Below are 17,428 nucleotides of genomic sequence, written 5' to 3' on the forward strand. Positions count from 1 at the left end.
GGCAAAACGAGGATAAAGGCTATACCGACGCTACCGCTACGCGAAAACCTATGCCCCAGTACCTGTTGCTCAGCAAGTTCCTGTTGCGGTTGGCACTGCGGCAATTGACCGCATTGCTGTTCCACGAACCTCCACGTCGCACTCGGTAATCATGTGAGCCAGTTTCCCAGGAACTTCCGTCATTAGGTGCGCCGTTATAGTTATAGTGCCAGCGATCGCTGCACCATTCCCAAACCTGACCGTGCATATCGTACAGTCCAAAGGCATTGGCAGGAAAACTCCCCATAGTCGTTGTTTCTTCACGGTAAAGTCCTTTGGATACCGAAGCGTAGGGATAGTTTCCGTTATAGTTGACTAAATCCGGGGTAATGGTTTCCCCAAAATGAAATGGCCCTGTCGTACCCGCACGACAAGCATATTCCCATTCTGCCTCGCTCAGGAGGCGATACTTTTTCCCGGTTTTTTGCGAGAGTTGAGTACAGAATTCGACTGCATTTTGCCACGATACATTTTCTACAGGACGTTTTTCACATTGAAACCACGATGGATTATTTCCCATCACTGCTTCCCATACCTCCTGAGTGATGGGGTATTTGCCTGCATAAAAAAAAGGTACTGTTACTCGATGCTGCGGACTTTCGCTCTTATCTCGATCTTTCTCTGTTGCCGGGGAACCCATCATAAATGTGCCGCCGGGAATATAAACCATTTCCAGCACAACTCCGTACCCTAAGTCTTCTGTGAAGAAGTGAGCATAATGACGGCGACGACTGTTTTCTTTTCCTTCAGCATCAACTGTGATCGCGTCAAACTCAAAGGTAGGAAAAGATTTTTTTAACTTTTGTAACTGCTGTTTTATATTTGGTTCATCTCTATCCCTCAGCAGCGAATAGGCTGCAAACTTCATCGGCATTGATTCATCTTGCAGTACCCCCATTATTAAATCTAAACCTGCATCTCCATATTTCAGCGCTTCAGACAGTGCAGCAATTTTCACCTCGACAATCGGTGAAGCCAAACGACTCTTAACGCCGGGAATCCCGCCTAAAACACCTGCACCCAATGGCACCTGAGATTCACGGCCCTTGACGGCATCGTATTCTCTGGGTTGATTTTGGTTTTCTGTCATTGCGCTATTTCCTAAGATGCAAAGTTAGACAGCCAATTGAGCAAGTTTAATTCATGGAGAATGATTTGTCTGGCTTCAGCAATTTTCTCCCTCGCTTCATGCCAATAATCCGGCGTAGCCAAAACCTCTTTAATAAATTCTACTCCTTTCTCATCCAAACTCGGCAGCCGCAGAAAACTCCCAGCAGGCAACAATTTATCCACCGCCGAACCGCCGTAATAAATCGGCAAACACCAAGCTAACAAAGCATCCCAAAGCTTCTCGCTGACATACAAATCGTTTTCGGCATAATTTTCTATAGCTAAGTTGTAATAGTATGGTGCGACGGCGTGCCATTTATTGTTTACAGTGCCGTTACCGCGCGCCCAAGTTGGCAAGTTTCGCCCGTAAAGGTCAAAATCAAATTCTTGCGATCGCAGCAATTTGATAAAGTCTAATCTGTGGCGGTGATTGGCGGTGCGGCTAACACCTGAAGTAATCCAAGAACAGGATTTAGTTTTCGGCGGCGCAGGCATTTCATCGAGTTCTCGAAACGAGTTAGAGTGATACCAAATCGCGGGCATATAATTGGGGTTTGGTGCGAAATCGTCTGGCCCGGAAACGTAACCGCAATAAAGTTTCGCTTGTTCGTAGTTGGCTTTGGTAATTTCAATTACTTCTGGTAATGGCGGTTCGCGGATCAGGTAAATTATGCGTTCTTTGGGGACACCGCGCAATTTGTCTCTAATGTCGTTTTCTGGATTTTGATGCCTGTAGCCACGTATTTTATCGACCAACGATTGCTTTTTGGGCGGTTGGGGAAAGTCGAATTGATACATGAGTAAAAAGTCTGGTTCTGGGTGGTTGGCGAGCATTTGAATGTTGCCCCATTTGCCGAAGTGGTGGGGGGTTTGTTGCCACAGCCAGTCGCTTTGGTTCATGCCTGGGTAGGTGGTGATTGTGCCGATGATTTTTTTGTTCATATCTAATAATCAATCTGGTTTTTGCGTGTGGGCGGGGCGGGTTTATGAGATTATTAATTTTAGGCGATGATTGTTAGTAAAACCCGCCCCGGAGGATATTCAAATTATCCGATGAGGATTAATGAATGATTTGCGATCGCACTCGATCATCCACATAACCCATAATTTTCTGTATCCTATTTTCCCAGGAAAATTGCTTGACAAAATTCAATGTTTCTGCATAACCTTCGATTTTCCTCGGATATTTGGTTAAACAATCTCGAATGCTTTGCGCGAAATGGTGCGGGTTATCCGGTTCGCACCAAGTTGCTGCTATATTTCCCGATTTAAATTCCATTAAAGAGGCAATCTCCGTCGCTACAATCGGAGTTCCCGATGCCATGTAATCAAAGAATTTTAAAGGAGATGTGAACGTCGCGGCCTCTGTCAAACAGTGCGGGTGAGTCAAAACATCGGCTGCTTGCAGCAAGCTAGCAAGTTGATTTTGAGGGAGGTAGCCGAGAAATCTAATGTTGTTAACTTGCTTGGATTTGGCTAACTGCTGGTATGCTGTTACTTGGGATGAATCACCGCCCGCGATCGCAAATTGAACCAGCGGCAATTCCTTAGCCACATCCACCAACATATCGACACCTTTAAACGGGTAAAGTCCGCCTGCATAAACTGCTAAATGCTGTCTGTCATCTTCTAATAATTGCTGTCGCCAATTCTGGGCAGTTTCTGTTTGTCTCGCGAGAAACAAATGGTTAAAACCGTTGTGCAGCGTAATTACTTTTTCCGGCGGCATCCCATTCAAAATCATGCTGTCTCGCACTGTATCGGCAACTGTTACGGAAATCTGAAACAGAGGATTTCGGACAATTTCTGATTCAAATTGCTTGTTTTCATGGTGGTGCTGTTCGTAGATAGCGGGAAGTCCGTTTTTAACTGCTGCTTTGACAAAGTTCCAGTCCCGGCTATGGACAATTTGAGTGGATTTAAGCAGGTGAATCGGTAAATAGTATTTTGATACTATGGTACTCGCACTCGTCCACTTGTTATCCCAAATGTCGAGCGGCCAAGGCACGGGCAAATCTGCTACTTTTAAATTTTCCTGAATATTGTAAATTTTGGCAAGTTTGTCATCCGGTTTCCTCGGTTGAAAAGGAAAAAGCAAATCAACCGGATTCAAAGCACTCCAGCCTTTGCGGAGGTATACCAAAACTGCTGGATAACCGAGATTTGCTGCGGCATTGGCAGAGTGCGCAACTTGAACTAAGCTCGCTACATTTTGTTGTGGTAAGATATTCCTGGTAAAAAACACATAATATTTGGACATGGTAATTGGTAGTTAGTAATTGGGGATTGGTAATTTTTGACTGTGCAGACTGTTGACTAATGACTAATGACAACTACCAACTGCAAACTGACTACTTTTTAACAGCTTGACGCTTAATAGTATTTTCTATAAATTCTAAAGTCGTAAAAATATTAGCAGCCGAGTGAAATGATTCTCTGATTAACTCGTCTCTTTCTTCGGGAGAGTCTACCATTTCATCTACTAGCAATTTGAGGTAAGCTATCATGGGAGTCAAGCGAGTGCGAATTTCGTAAGAACCTCTAATTAGAGCTTCATCGCGAGCGGTTTCTTCGGCAAATTGCACTGAATACAAGCGAGTGTAGTAACCTCCTTTTGCTAGCAATTCTTCGTGAGAGCCAATTTCTACTACTTGTCCGCGATCGATCACGGCGATTTTGTGGGCTTTTTGGACTGTGGAGAGGCGGTGGGCGATTACCAAGGTTGTGCGATCGCAGCTCAATTTCTCGATCGCCGCTTGCACGTACCTTTCCGAAACCGTATCCAGCGAACTCGTTGCCTCATCTAAAATTAAGATTTCCGGGTTTTGCAGCAAAGCTCTAGCAATTGAAATTCTCTGACGCTGCCCTCCCGATAATATCACCCCCCGATCGCCAATTTGAGTATCCAACCCCTCCGGCAACAGTTGGATAAACTCGTAAGCATTCGCTCCCTTCGCCGCTTCCACAATTTCTTCCTCACTCGCTTGGGGCCTAGCGTAAGCAATATTTTCGCGCACAGAAGCATTAAACAAAAACGTATCTTGGCTAACAATACCCATCGCTTGTCGGAGACTTTTTAGCTCAAATTCGCGCAAATCCCTGCCATCGATCGAGATATGACCTTCAGTAGGATCGTAAAATCTCGGCAGTAAATCTGCCAAAGTTGACTTGCCCGAACCCGAGGCTCCTACCAAAGCCAAAGTAGTGCCATGAGGTAGAAATAAATCAACTCCTTGAAGAACTAAATTTTTGTGATTGGGATAACTAAAAGATATTTTATTAAAATGAATTCCCGATCGCAAATGATTATACGGCACAGAACCGTTTAGCATAAACGGCTTGTCATCACAGCTCAAAAACTCATTAACCACCTCTACACTAGCCGAGGTATTAGCAAATTGACTCCGCCCGCTATTCAACTGAGAAATGAAAGGAATTAACCGGAAAAGCACCAATAAATATGTCAACAAAACTGTAGAAATCGACTCTACTTCATTCGCAAATATTGTGCGTCCTATAAATACAATCAAAATAATAACTATCAAATTAACAACTTCGTTAATTGGAGCGATCGCCGCATAATTGACCTGAGCCTGAAAATCCGCTTGTTCTCGCCTGTGAATTAAATGCTTGATCCGCTCATACTCCCTTTCCTCGTTCCCGGTTGACTTGACCAGGCGAATCCCAGTCATGGTTTCGAGCACTCTAACCGAATAATCTTTCGACATTTCAGAAAGCAGGTGTCCAAAATGCTTGGAACGGTTAATAATATATTGATTTGTCCAAGCAACTAACGCCAGCAAAACTGTAGATGTCACCGTCAATTTCCACGAGATAGAAAGCAGCAAACCCACAAACACCAAAACCGTGATTGAGGTAGTAAACATTCCGATCGCCGTGCCAACTGCACCAGCAGTCCGGCCAATCTCTCCGCCCAATCTATTAATTAAATCCCCGACTTTAGTTTTAGAATAAAAATCTAAATCTACTTCTAACAACAAGCGCAAACCTGCTTCTCGCAAATCAAAAGTCAGAGATCGCGTCAGAGAAGTAGCTACTAAAGTATTAATATAACTCGCAACATTTTTTAAAATAATTGCCAGAACAATCGCCACTGTTATCAACATTAAACGCTGATTTGGGGGCATTCCCTCAAAGGGATACATCAAAGTTTTAATTACAGGTGGAGCGCCGCGCAGCTCGATAGCTTCGTCTAAAAAACTTAAAAGCACTGGTACAATCAGAGTAGTGCTGATACCGTTGAATAAAGCCCCAGAAAAGCCCAGCATCACAGTTAACAGAATCCTGCCGGGATATCGTCTGGCAAATTTTAGGAGTAGCTTATTGGCAGACATGAAGCATTCCCAGCTAAACAGTACGGCATCTCAAAATATTCTTTAATTACAACCAGTGTTTCCTCCTCCATTCAGTCGCTTGAAAGTTAGCTCTGTATACCTGAAATTATATCTGAAAGTATCGGTGCCATTGCTTGAATGCTATATTTTTTCACGCATCTTTCCCGAGCTTTCATTCCTTGCAAATTTGCGGCTGTCAAATTTTGAAATATCCATTGAATTTTTTGGGAAATTTGAGCCGGAGAACTCGGCTCGACTAAATAACCGGTTCCCCCTAAAATTGCTGGAATATCTCCCACTCGCGTAGACAAAACAGGCTTAGCCATTGCCATGCCATCTGTCAGCTTGAGCGGAAACTGAGCCACCGCTGTGAGAGTTTCTCGCTGAGGAACAACGACAACATGAGCCGCCGCTACAACGGACGGCATCGTCTCGACTGGAAACCTGGGCAGTTTAACAATCCAACGCCCCCATTGTTTCACAAGTTTATCATCATAATCATCATAAGGACTCCCACCGACGATCGCTAATTTTAAATCGGGCTCATTTAACTGTTTGAGTGCCATCAAAACATCCTCAACACCTTTGTGAGGTCGCGGTGCCCCGGGAAACATCAGAATTCTACACCCGGACAAGCCGTAACGCTGCCTGCTTAATTCAGGATTGTATTTAGCGGGGTCGAACATTTTAGTATCTTTGCCGTTCGGCAAATATACGCCCCCAAAACGCTGTTTTAAAAACTCAGTATCGACGGTGACGGCATCAGCACGAGAAACTAAACTTTCCATCCACTTGACATATAGCGGATGATCTGGTTCTCTCAATTGACCATTTTTTTTGGCAAGATCTCGATAAAGTTGTTTGAAAGAAGGGCGATATTTCCACTCGTCTCCGCCGCACCAGCTAAGTTCCCAGTCATCTATATCTAAAATGACAGGGCGGCGAGTATCCAGTTTTTTTAGCAGCGATAAACCAAAGCTTGTAGGTTTAGGTTTGACTGCATAAATAATATCTCCATCTATTTTTTTCAAAACTTTTTGAGCATCCATCAAAAACCCCGGATAATTTTTCCCCGGTATCGCACATACCGGGATGCCTTGCGGAGGAATAGCATACAATTCCTTGCCAAACTGAAATCCGACAACTTCTACCTCGCAGTTAAGCTCTATCAGAACTTGAGCTAGGAGAAAAGCACGAATTGCACCTCCTCCCGACAAATCGCTCACCACTAATGAAACTTTCACTTGGTAATTTTTTTCAAAAAAAGTTGCTTTATTTTCCTACTTAACCGAGGTTTTGTCAAGGGTAGCAAAGCAAACAATATTTTTTTGAGGCAAACTTTCGGATATTTTAAGGCTAAAGCATCTTTGATTTCTTGTCTAAAATTGGTTGCTCCTGATGCTGTTGGCAAATAAAGCTGCGGATGAATTAAGGAAAGCTGAAAAATGTTAGTTCGAGCGGTATCTTTTTGCAAGACAGGATTCGTTGTTAAATATCCCCCTTGGCAAATATAAGTATATTCTGGGCGCAGTACGATTTAAGTCGATCGTTTCGCCATATCAGTCCTGAACGCAAAAACCCGGGTTCTTCACGACGTAATTTGGTCGTATATGCTCGAACGTGACAAGGAGAAACCGCGTTTTTTTGGGAAGCGTGCATAAGTCCTGCATATTTTATTTCTCACGCAGTCAACTGCCAGATATCCTTGCTATTGGAATAGTTTCGCTCAACAGTCGGGCAACTGTTCATTTACGTGATTTGTTCCCCCTTGAAATCGTACTGTGGCAGAGAATAAAATAAGTGCGATCGGCTTCACTAAAGACTCTAAAAATATCTGGGCCTACTCAGAGGGCAAGTGTTTGGCAACTTCTCAGGAAAAAAGTAAATCAAATTATTTTTCAAGGGGCAAAGCCTGGTTTAAATCTAATGCTAAAAAGTTAGCATTGACGCTTTTTAGCATCTTTGAGTAAACCCTATTACCAGAAATTTAAAAATATTTTAAACAACGAATTTTTTGAATGTTTACAGCCGATTCCCCGTGCCACAACCAGATAAATTACTCGCTTTTGCTGCACTAATTACCAAATAATATGAATGATTTTCATGGCTGATTATTGGGAGGTTTTTTGCAAGTACAGGACTTACGCACTTACGCACAGACTCTAGTTGTAGGGTGCGGACTGCGCACCTTACCAGTACAGATAGTATAAAACATGATTCCTTGCGTAAGTCCTAAAGTATTGATATAGTTCTTTCGTATAATGTTGCACAATAGCTAGAGTAGTTATATTTCATTTGTTGTGAATGATATTTTTTTAATCAACCGCAGAGGGCGCAGAGGCCACAGAGAGAAAGAAAGAAAGAAAGAAAGAGAGAGAGAGAGATGTTCAGTAATTGGCAGCGGTTGCTATAATATTGAAATCTTGAATACGTTACTAAAGTTTATTTTAAACGCCAGGGATTGTTAAGTTGATTTGGTAAAAATATTTTAGCCATGCGATCGACTATTCTAGTAAAGATCGATCGCGTCACGTTCTTCGCGTACTGAGGGCGGTAAGGATAAGTGCAGTGCATTACTTTAATAGGTTTGTCGATCGCATAAACATCTTTCCACTTATCCAAGTAGTTGTAAACCGGGGACAAAGTTGTCATTTTCGGTTTCACAGATTCCACAGCCGCCGCAAAAGCACCCTGGTCTTTTAGTAGTAGCACATTTTGATGTAAAACTACCATCTCGAAATATTTCTTAAAGTTTATAAACAATTCCTGAGTTTTACTGCTTTTCGTAAAAGCGATAAATCCGCCATTGTATTGAATGCTATTTTCATTTAGTGGCAACCCGACAGACTGCAAAGTTGACAGAATATCCTGCTTGACTCTTAATAAATTTGCAGCTTTAGCAATCGCAGGCTGCACATCTTCCGTCACCAACAAATCCACCCCATCAAGAAAATCAAACACCTCATCTATTGGCGACAGCAAACAAATATCACAATCCATATAAATAGTTTTCTCAAATAAAGATTCCCCGTACAAAGCCAGCTTAGCTAGCCGCGACGCTAAAACAGGATTTTCGTGTTTCGGTGCCGCCTGCAATCTCACATTTCCGAACACCAAAAGTAAGGGATATAAAAATCGCGGGACTCTATCTATTAAAACAATAATTGGTTCGCGGTGAAACTTCCTGACTGAAGCTAGAAAATGTATGCAGTCTTGAAATGAGTACAATCCAATTAAAATGGTGATAAATCCTCTATCCATATCTTTTCTCTAACGATAGTAAAAATTGAAATTTAATAAGGCAATTAACTGTGTTTTTAATAACCGATAGAGATATTGCCAATGCTCAAAATGCAATTTATCCCAAACTTTATCCCAAAAGGTTCTTACTTGATTTTTTTGCCAGTCCCAATGAGCCAAAGAATGCTCCATAATTTGAGCGAGTTCCTGCCACCCGTCATTACGAATATTCCACCCAACTTTAGCAGTTGCTAACCCAATTGGATTACCGTCTTTTGTTTTGACTTTTTGCACTTCAAAAAATCTTCCAATTTTTCCCCATTCTTGAATAAACTGAATTTCTTTCCCATTGTCTCTCGCAATTACAAACAAATTTTCTTGAACAAAACTTACCTTTTTCAAGGGTAGTTCTAGCTTTTTTGCTAATTTATGAATTGCCTCTTTTCTCCCCGGCAATGATTGATTTGGTGGATGTTCTAGAATGGGAATAAACCCTTTACAAGTAATTCCTGACATCCATTCTCTCTCCGGCACTTTTCCTATGATTCTTGTATCTGCATCCACAAAGATTGCCACTCGGCATAATTCTAAGGCTTTTTTTAGTGCAAATCGTTTATCGTTATAACAATAGTCTACACCTTCGCGACTTTTTTTAAAGGCGAAAACATTCGTCAAATTCTGAAAGTCATTTGGGTTGTCAGTACAAACAACTAGCATCGTCCCTAGAGAATGAGTTTCTAAGTCTGCGGCTAGTTGTTTGGCTAATTCGCGATACTTTTTCCGAAAAGCTAAGGTGCAAAAACAAAAATCTTTGTGACTGTTTAACATTCTTTTCGACTCAATTTTTGCACTTTTTTTATTTGATTTTATGCTAACTGTGACGCTTTTGATGCCACTGCCAAGCATGGGAGATAATGTTCTTTATGTCGGGATATTCTGGAGACCAACCCAAGGCTTTGATGGCTTTCTCGCTGCTGCCAACCAAAGCAGGCGGGTCCCCCGGACGCCGATCGCACTCAACCGCCTTAATCTCTTTTCCGGTCACTTGGCGAGCCGTTTCTATCACCTCTTTCACCGAAAACCCGCCGCCGTTGCCCAAATTAAAGAAATCAGATTTGCCACCATTTAACAAATATTCTAATCCCAAAATGTGAGCAGATGCCAAATCGTTAACGTGAATGTAATCCCGAATGCAAGTACCGTCAGGAGTATCGTAATCCGTACCCAAAATCGCGATCGAATCTCGTTTCCCCAAAGCAGCGAACAACACCAGCGGAATCAAATGAGTTTCGGGATTGTGATCCTCTCCTAACAACCCGTTCGGATCGGCCCCAGCCGCGTTAAAATAGCGGAAACAAACAGACTTGAAATCGTACGCAGCGTCAAAATCCGACAAAATCCGTTCTACCATTAACTTAGTAGCACCGTAGGGATTGATCGGATTTTGCGGGTGGTCTTCTGTGAGCGGAATTTTCTGCGGTACGCCGTAAGTCGCGCAAGTAGAAGAAAACACAAATTTCTTCACGTCAGCAGCGAGCATTGCTTCCAAAAGGGTAATAGTGCCGATAACATTGTTGCGGTAATATTTAGCTGGGTCGGTAACAGATTCGCCCACGTAAGCGTAAGCAGAAAAGTGCATTACCGCATCAATTTTGTGCGTAGCAAACAGGTTATCGAGAAGAGTGCGATCGCTCGTATCGCCAACTATAAACTCCACCTGCAAAACCTGCTCTACTAAATCTCGGTGACCGTAAGCTAAATTATCCAAAATCACCACACCGTAACCGGCGTTTTTCAGTGCTAATACCGCGTGAGAGCCAATATATCCAGCTCCGCCCGTCACCAAAATAGTTTGTTTTTCTGCACTCATTTTATTAGGCCTTTTTTTTGTAACTGCAACTGTCGATTATCTGGTGAATTTACAAGTTCAATCGATAAACTTGATGCGACCAATTTGGATATAATCAAATATCCGATTGATTTGATGTCGCTCCTCCTCTGAAATTTTATCATCTGACAGGATAGCAGAAGTCAAAACCAAATGTTCCCGGCGAGCGATCTTGCCAGATACTACAATCCGATCGACCATTTGAAAAATTGTTAAGTTCGATTTGTTTTGAGAAGTTCGCATAAGTCGCTCGCGCTTTTATGTCAGAATAATCATAGCAGTTTGCAGTTCTTGACGAACTAGCTCAGCGTTTACATTCATTGATTGTAAGTAAAAAATTACTGTTGAGAGGCAGTTTTCTATGCAGGTTTATCGGCTTCCGGTACTGTCCGACAACTACATTTTCTTGCTGCACGACCCCGATCGCCGCACAGCAGCCGTCGTCGATCCAGCGCGATCGCAGCCAGTATTAGAGCAACTGCGATCGCTCGGAGCCGAATTAACCGCAATTTTCAATACCCACCACCACAACGACCACATAGGTGGCAATCAGGAACTGATCGATCGCTTTCCCAACATTAAAGTTTACGGCGGCGCAGAAGACCGAGGCAGAATTCCGGGACAGCAAGTGTTTTTACAAGCGGGCGATCGAGTTTCTTTCGCCAACAGAACCGCCGAAATCTTCTTCGTACCCGGTCACACAAAAGCTCACATCGCCTACTATTTCCCCCCCAGCAACCCAGGCGAAACCGGCGAATTGTTCTGCGGCGACACCTTATTTGCAGGAGGCTGCGGCAGGCTGAAAGAAGGCACTCCCGCCCAAATGTTAGCCTCTCTGGGGCAACTGCGAAACTTGCCAGACAATACCAGAGTTTGGTGCGCCCACGAATACACGCTGAACAACCTGCAATTTGCCTTGAGTGTGGATGGCGACAATCCCGATTTACAGCACCGCTTCGCCGAAGTCAAGGAAGCGCGCAGCCGATCGCAACCTACAATACCATCATCGATCGGCATCGAAAAAAGCACAAACCCATTTTTGCGCTGGGATTGTCCCAACCTCCAATCAGCCGCCAACACCCGCGATCCACTGCAAACTTTCGCTCGATTGCGCGACATGAAAGACCGATTTTGAGCATTACCAACAATAAAGATCGCTAGATCGAGCCATAATTGATTGGGGCGGAGCTTTCGCACGGTTTCGGTATTGATAGAAAGCGCACCACTTTAGTTGACATATCTTCAGTATGGTAGTTTTTCCCTACTCGATCGCATTTGCAACAGCCAGAAAATTGCCCGTCGCCCGTGCTGATTCTCGCAACTTGTTAAGAGGTGGGAGTCTCATATAAAATAAATTGTCTAGAGCTTGATATTCCAGCAGGACGACCGACATCCCTCTGAGGTTTGAATTGTCACCCTGATTAAATCAAAACTTCCTTTGAATTATTTCTCTATTCATTGATGAGCGCGATTGGCTTGGCCAAAAGTAAAATGAGCGTTGTTAGAAACCGATGCAAAATCCAGGCAATACTGAACCCCAACCGAAAATCGACCCCTCTGTTTCAACGAATTCTAACAAAACGTTCTACCCAGCCGCGCCTTTGCCCGCAGATATAGGGATGGTTCTGCAATTGGCAGATGGTAGCATTCAGGGGTGCAATTTTCACGCCCAGAAGCTGTTGGGGATGACAGCACAACAGATGCAGGGCTGCACTTCCATAAATAGTCTGTGGCAGACTGTGGGTGGAGAGGGGTCGGATTTTCCCGGCGAGACGCATCCGGCGATGGTGGCGCTGCAAACAGGGAGACCATCCTCAAATGTCATCACGCGCTTTTATCGGCCACAGGGAGAATTGATTTGGTTGACGCTCAATTCTCAACCTTTATTTCAGGGAGATCGATCGACTCCCTATGCGGTAGTAACAACCTTCACCGAGCTCGCTCAACCTCAGCCACAAGCCTTGACTCACGCGCCCGCCCAACAACTGTCAGACACCCTCGAAAGTATTTCGGATGGGTTCTTTGCTTTGGATCGAGACTGGCGATTTACCTACCTCAATTTGCAAGCGGCGCGGTGGCTGAATCGACTCCCGCAAGAGGTGATTGGCAACACCATTTGGGAAGAGTTTCCAGAATCTGTGGGCAGTTTGTTTGAAAAGGAATATCGCCACGCCGCGACATTCCAAGTTACGGTTAGTTTTGAATCTTTTTATCCGCCGCTCAATGCTTGGTATGCGGTACGAGCCTATCCGATCGCCTCGGGACTTGCCGTTTATTTTCAAGATGTGACTGAGGAAAAAGCAGCTCGGGCTGCTTTTATTGAACAAGCGCAAACTGTGCAGCAACAACTAGCAGAAATCGAGGCGATTTATGCTAGCGCGCCGGTCGGACTTTGCTTTATCGATACCGAGTTGCGGTTTGTCCGCCTCAACGATCGCCTAGCAGAAATTAACCGAGTTCCAGCCGCCGCCCATATCGGCAAAACATGGCGCGAAATCTTGCCCGAAATGGCAGATGATTTAGAGCCGCTTTACCGACAAGTTATTGAAACTAAAGTTCCTCTCAAACAGCTCGAAGTTCGCAGGACGAACACAGCACAGCCAGGACTAGAACAGGATTGGCTGTTGAGTCTCTATCCGCTGAGGGCCGAGGACGATCGCGTCCTGGGCGTGAATGTGACGGTGCATGAAATCACCGAACGCAAAGCTACCAAAAAAGAAATTCAACGGCTCAACCAAGAACTAGAGCGGCGAGTTAATGAACTGCAATCGATACTTGATGCTGTACCCGTCGGTATTACGATCGCCGACGACCCACAGTGTCAAGTAATTCGCGCTAATCGGTTTGCCCAGTCGATGTTGAAAGTGCTGCCCGATACCAATGTTTCTGGAACCGGAGAGCGAGCCGCAGTCCTTCCGTTTAGACGACTCCGCAACGGAGAGCAAATTCCGGGAGAACAACTCCCCATGCAACTAGCCGTGGCTTCCGGCGTCGCAGTGCGAGATATGGAAATTCAAATGGTGCGCGAGGACGGCGCGGCCTTTGATTGGTTGGTGAATGCGGTGCCGTTATTTGACGAACAAGGCGCAGTTCGCGGCTGTGTGGCGGCGTTTATGGATATTAGCGAGCGCAAACAAGCTATTGCTGCTTTGCGCCGTTCCGAGGAACGCTACCGCACTTTGTTTGAGTCGCTAGACGAAGGCTTTTGCGTCATAGAAATGCTGTTTGACGAAAACGAAAAGCCGATCGATTACCGCTTTTTAGAAATCAATCCGGCCTTTGAGAAACAAACCGGACTCGTACAAGCTACGGGGAAAACGATGCGACAGCTCGTTCCAGAGCACGAAAATTATTGGTTTGAGGTGTACGGCAAAGTCGCACTCACGGGGGAACCCTTGCGCTTTGAGCATGGCTCGGAAGCCATGAACCGCTGGTTTGAGGTTTCGGCGTTCCGCACTCCTGAGCCGCACAGCCGCAAAGTCGCCGTACTTTTCAAAGACATCAGCGCTCGCAAACAGTCGGAGAATCTTTTGCGGCAACAGGAAGAGCAACTGCGGCTGTTCGTAAAACATTCGCCTGCGGGGGTGGCGATGTTTGACCGCCAGATGCGGTATATGCTGGTGAGCGACCGCTGGCTGGCAAGTTACGGGCTCGGCACTCAAAACATTGTAGGTCGATCGCACTACGACATCTTTCCGGATTTGCCGGATCGTTTCAAACAAATCCACCAGCGCTGTCTGGCGGGAGCAGACGAAATCTGCCAAGAAGATCGGTTACCCCGCCCTGATGGCTCGATCGACTGGGTGCGCTGGGAAATTCACCCTTGGCGAACCAACACCAACGAGATTGGCGGCAGCATGATTTTTTGCGAAATCATCACCGAGCGCAAAAACGCTGAACTCGCCGTGCAAGCGGCCTCCCAGCAAGTCAGCAATATTCTAGAAAGTATTACCGATGCCTTTATGGCGCTCGATTCACAATGGCGCTATACCTACGTTAATGCAACTGCTGAAAAACTGCTTTCTCGATCGAGAAACGACTTGTTAGGTCGATCGATCTGGGAGGTATTTCCCGCCCCGGGAGAATCCAATTCGATGGTATATCAAGAATTTCATCGAGTCGTTAACGAGCAAGTTTCTGTCAAATTTGAAGAGTTTTCCCCGTCGCTCCAGATATATATAGAAGTGAGCGCCTATCCTGCGGCCGAAGGACTTACGGCTTATTGGAGCGATATTAGCGATCGCAAACGCACTGAAGAAGAACTGCGGCAAAAAAATGCGATTTTGAATCTGATTAACGAGTCAGCGCCCACGCCAATTTTTGTCAAAGATCGAGAAGGACGGATTATTTATGCAAATCCAGCCACGCTGGACGTACTGGACAAACCTGCTGCTGAAGTAATTGGCCGGCGCGATCGCGATTTATACCCAATAGCAGAACTTGGAGCCACAGTCACCGAAAACGATCGGCGCATTATGGAATCCGGACAAACAGAAGTCGTCGAAGAATCTCCCGATGGCATTCGGACATTTGTGACAATGAAAGCTCCCTACCGCAATCAGGCGGGAGAAGTCATCGGCCTGATTGGCATCTCCAGCGACATCACAAATCGCAAACGAGGAGAAGTCGCCCGGGAAGAACAAACTAAGTTACTGCAAGTAATTATTGACAGCATTGGTGATGGCTTGATTTTGGCCAACCAACAAGGGGAGTTTGTGCTGTTTAACAGAGCCGCCGTGCGGATATTCGGTCAGCTATCGAATGAAAAATCTTCTGAGGAATGGTCGATCACTTACGGGCTATTTTTGGCAGACAAAAACACTCTCTTCCCCGACGCTGAACTACCTCTAGCCAGAGCAATCAAAGGTGAATATGTCAATGATGTAGAGGTATTTGTCCGCCGCGAAGATTCCGCAGAACGCTGGATCAGTATCAGCGGTTATCCAGTAGTTGATGCTAGCAGCGAAATCAAAGGCGGAGTGATTGTCTGTCGGGATATCACAGAACGCAAACAAGCCGAAGCAGCGATGCAAGAAAGCGAAGAACGATTCCGCAATATGGCTAACAACGCTCCCTTTATGGTATGGGTAACAGACTCCACAGGCTATTGCAGTTTCTTGAGCGAAAGCTGGTATGAATTCACAGGTCAAAGTGAGGAAACAGGTTTGGGATTGGGTTGGGTAAACGCGGCGCATCCAGAAGACCGAGAAAAGGCCAAAAATGCGTTCTTGACCGCCAACGAACGCCAGGAACCGTACCGCGTAGAATTTCGCCTCCGGCGCAAGGATGGCGGATATTCTTGGGTGATAGATGCGGCTGCTCCCAGATTTTCCGAAAGGGGACAATTTGAGGGTTATATCGGCTCTGTTATCGACATTACAGAGCGCAAACAAGTGGAAACTGAGCGCGATATGGTTCTCCAATTAGAACAAACTGCCCGCGCGGAAGCTGAGCGAGCTAACCGCATTAAAGACGAGTTTCTGGCGGTGCTTTCTCACGAGTTGCGATCGCCCTTAAATCCGATTTTAGGCTGGTCGCAACTGCTCGTCGGCGGCAAGCTGAACAGGCCTCAAGCCGCCAAGGCTTTTGAGACGATCGAGCGTAACGCCAGACTGCAATCGCAATTAATAGAAGACTTGCTTGACGTGTCTCGGATTCTGCAAGGGAAACTCACATTAAATGTTGCTCCGGTGAATCTGGCAACCATTATTCCGTCTGCGGCGGAAACGGTGCAATTAGCAGCCGAAGCCAAAAACATTGAAATCCAAATAATCTTAAATCCCGATGTGGGGAAAGTTGTAGGCGATACAAGTCGCTTGCAGCAAATTGTGTGGAATTTGTTATCAAACGCGGTAAAATTCACTCCCAAAGGCGGTAGAGTAGAAGTTCGATTAGCGCAAATCGAAGACCAAGCTCAAATTGAAGTCACGGACACTGGTAAAGGTATTATTCCCGATTTCTTGCCTTATGTTTTTGACCATTTCCGGCAAGAAGATGGCGCTACAACTCGCAAATTTGGCGGCTTGGGATTGGGATTGGCGATCGTCCGCCAACTGATCGAACTTCACGGCGGAACGGTGTTTGCAGAAAGTGCCGGAGAAGGTAAAGGAGCGACGTTTACGGTGAGATTACCGCTTTTAAATGATGATTCTAGAAGGTATGAGGAAAAAGAACGTCATTGGGCTGCTAGTCCCGATATCTCATCCTTGCCGCTAGCTGGATTGAGAATTTTGGTGGTAGATGATGAACTCGACTCGCGAGATTTTGTCGCTTTCGTGCTTGAGGAAGCGGGTGCAGAGGTGATTTCCCTGTCATCTGGTGCTGAGGCGCTAGAGTCGATCGAACAAACTGCACCGGATTTGCTCGTCAGCGACATCGGAATGCCGCAGATGGACGGGTATATGTTGATAAATCGCATCCGCACTCAGCTTGCGCCTGAGTATCGGCAGTTGTTGGCGATCGCCTTAACCGCCTATGCTGGAGAAGGGAACCAGCGCCAAGTTTTGCAAGCAGGATTTGACAAACACTTAGCCAAGCCGATCGATCCGACTGAGTTAGTTGCTACTGTAACGCGATCGATCGTCGCCCAGCGCCTGAAAAATAAAGCCTGAGTTCTCGGTAAGACATTGCACGGTAGTTGATTTGGCTCATTACAGCAGCCCCGTTTGGCGTAATTTCCAACTGAATTTGCCCGTTAAAAATATTATCCCTGTTTCTTCCGTCGAACCTAGAATCTCGAACCTCTAATCTCAACATCCATCCGTTAAATCCGTTAAATCCGTTACATCCGCTACAA

Annotated in this window: 11 protein-coding genes; 2 read left to right on the top strand and 9 right to left on the bottom strand. The window is 45.3% G+C overall.

Features of this window, described 5'->3' with window-relative positions; all coding sequences use genetic code 11:
• Positions 1–19: 19 nt before the first annotated feature.
• The 9 genes from QUB30_RS01560 to QUB30_RS01600 form a co-directional block, all read right to left on the bottom strand.
• Complete coding sequence (locus tag QUB30_RS01560; RefSeq protein WP_333328070.1) at positions 20–1,129, bottom strand: formylglycine-generating enzyme family protein; 1,110 nt, start codon at positions 1,127–1,129, stop codon at positions 20–22.
• Between the two features lie 11 nt (positions 1,130–1,140).
• The gene (locus QUB30_RS01565) at positions 1,141–2,091 is read right to left on the bottom strand and encodes a glycosyltransferase family 10 domain-containing protein (RefSeq protein WP_333328073.1); all 951 of its coding nucleotides are present in this window, start codon (positions 2,089–2,091) and stop codon (positions 1,141–1,143) included.
• Positions 2,092–2,209: 118 nt separating this feature from the next.
• The gene (locus QUB30_RS01570; protein ID WP_333328076.1) at positions 2,210–3,409 is read right to left on the bottom strand and encodes a glycosyltransferase family 4 protein; all 1,200 of its coding nucleotides are present in this window, start codon (positions 3,407–3,409) and stop codon (positions 2,210–2,212) included.
• Between the two features lie 91 nt (positions 3,410–3,500).
• Positions 3,501–5,504, bottom strand: coding sequence for an ABC transporter ATP-binding protein (locus tag QUB30_RS01575; protein ID WP_333328079.1), 2,004 nt, complete (start codon positions 5,502–5,504; stop codon positions 3,501–3,503).
• An 86-nt stretch (positions 5,505–5,590) separates the two neighbouring features.
• Entirely contained in the window at positions 5,591–6,748 is a 1,158-nt protein-coding gene (locus tag QUB30_RS01580; RefSeq protein WP_333328082.1) for a glycosyltransferase family 4 protein, read from the bottom strand.
• Positions 6,749–7,946: 1,198 nt separating this feature from the next.
• On the bottom strand, positions 7,947–8,765 hold the full coding sequence (locus QUB30_RS01585) for a hypothetical protein (RefSeq protein WP_333328085.1): 819 nt from the start codon (positions 8,763–8,765) through the stop codon (positions 7,947–7,949).
• A 9-nt stretch (positions 8,766–8,774) separates the two neighbouring features.
• A complete protein-coding gene (locus tag QUB30_RS01590) occupies positions 8,775–9,650 on the bottom strand; it encodes a hypothetical protein (protein ID WP_333328086.1) in 876 nt (291 codons plus the stop codon).
• Positions 9,616–10,614 (bottom strand): UDP-glucose 4-epimerase GalE, encoded by a 999-nt coding sequence (gene galE / locus QUB30_RS01595; RefSeq protein WP_333328089.1) that lies wholly within the window; start codon positions 10,612–10,614, stop codon positions 9,616–9,618. Before galE ends, QUB30_RS01590 begins: the two co-directional genes overlap by 35 nt.
• Before the next feature lie 57 nt (positions 10,615–10,671).
• Positions 10,672–10,875 carry a hypothetical protein gene (locus QUB30_RS01600; RefSeq protein ID WP_333328091.1) on the bottom strand — a complete coding sequence of 68 codons (204 nt, stop codon included), beginning with the start codon at positions 10,873–10,875 and terminating at the stop codon, positions 10,672–10,674.
• Between the two features lie 118 nt (positions 10,876–10,993).
• Between QUB30_RS01600 and gloB the strand changes: the two genes are divergently transcribed.
• Positions 10,994–11,767: a hydroxyacylglutathione hydrolase gene (gloB, locus tag QUB30_RS01605; RefSeq protein ID WP_333328094.1), complete on the top strand. Its 774-nt coding sequence runs from the start codon at positions 10,994–10,996 to the stop codon at positions 11,765–11,767.
• 376 nt (positions 11,768–12,143) lie between these two features.
• Positions 12,144–17,243 carry a PAS domain-containing protein gene (locus tag QUB30_RS01610; protein ID WP_333328097.1) on the top strand — a complete coding sequence of 1,700 codons (5,100 nt, stop codon included), beginning with the start codon at positions 12,144–12,146 and terminating at the stop codon, positions 17,241–17,243.
• The last annotated feature ends 185 nt before the right edge of the window (positions 17,244–17,428 follow it).

This window comes from Microcoleus sp. BROC3, from assembly GCF_036702515.1.
Classification (GTDB): domain Bacteria; phylum Cyanobacteriota; class Cyanobacteriia; order Cyanobacteriales; family Microcoleaceae; genus Microcoleus.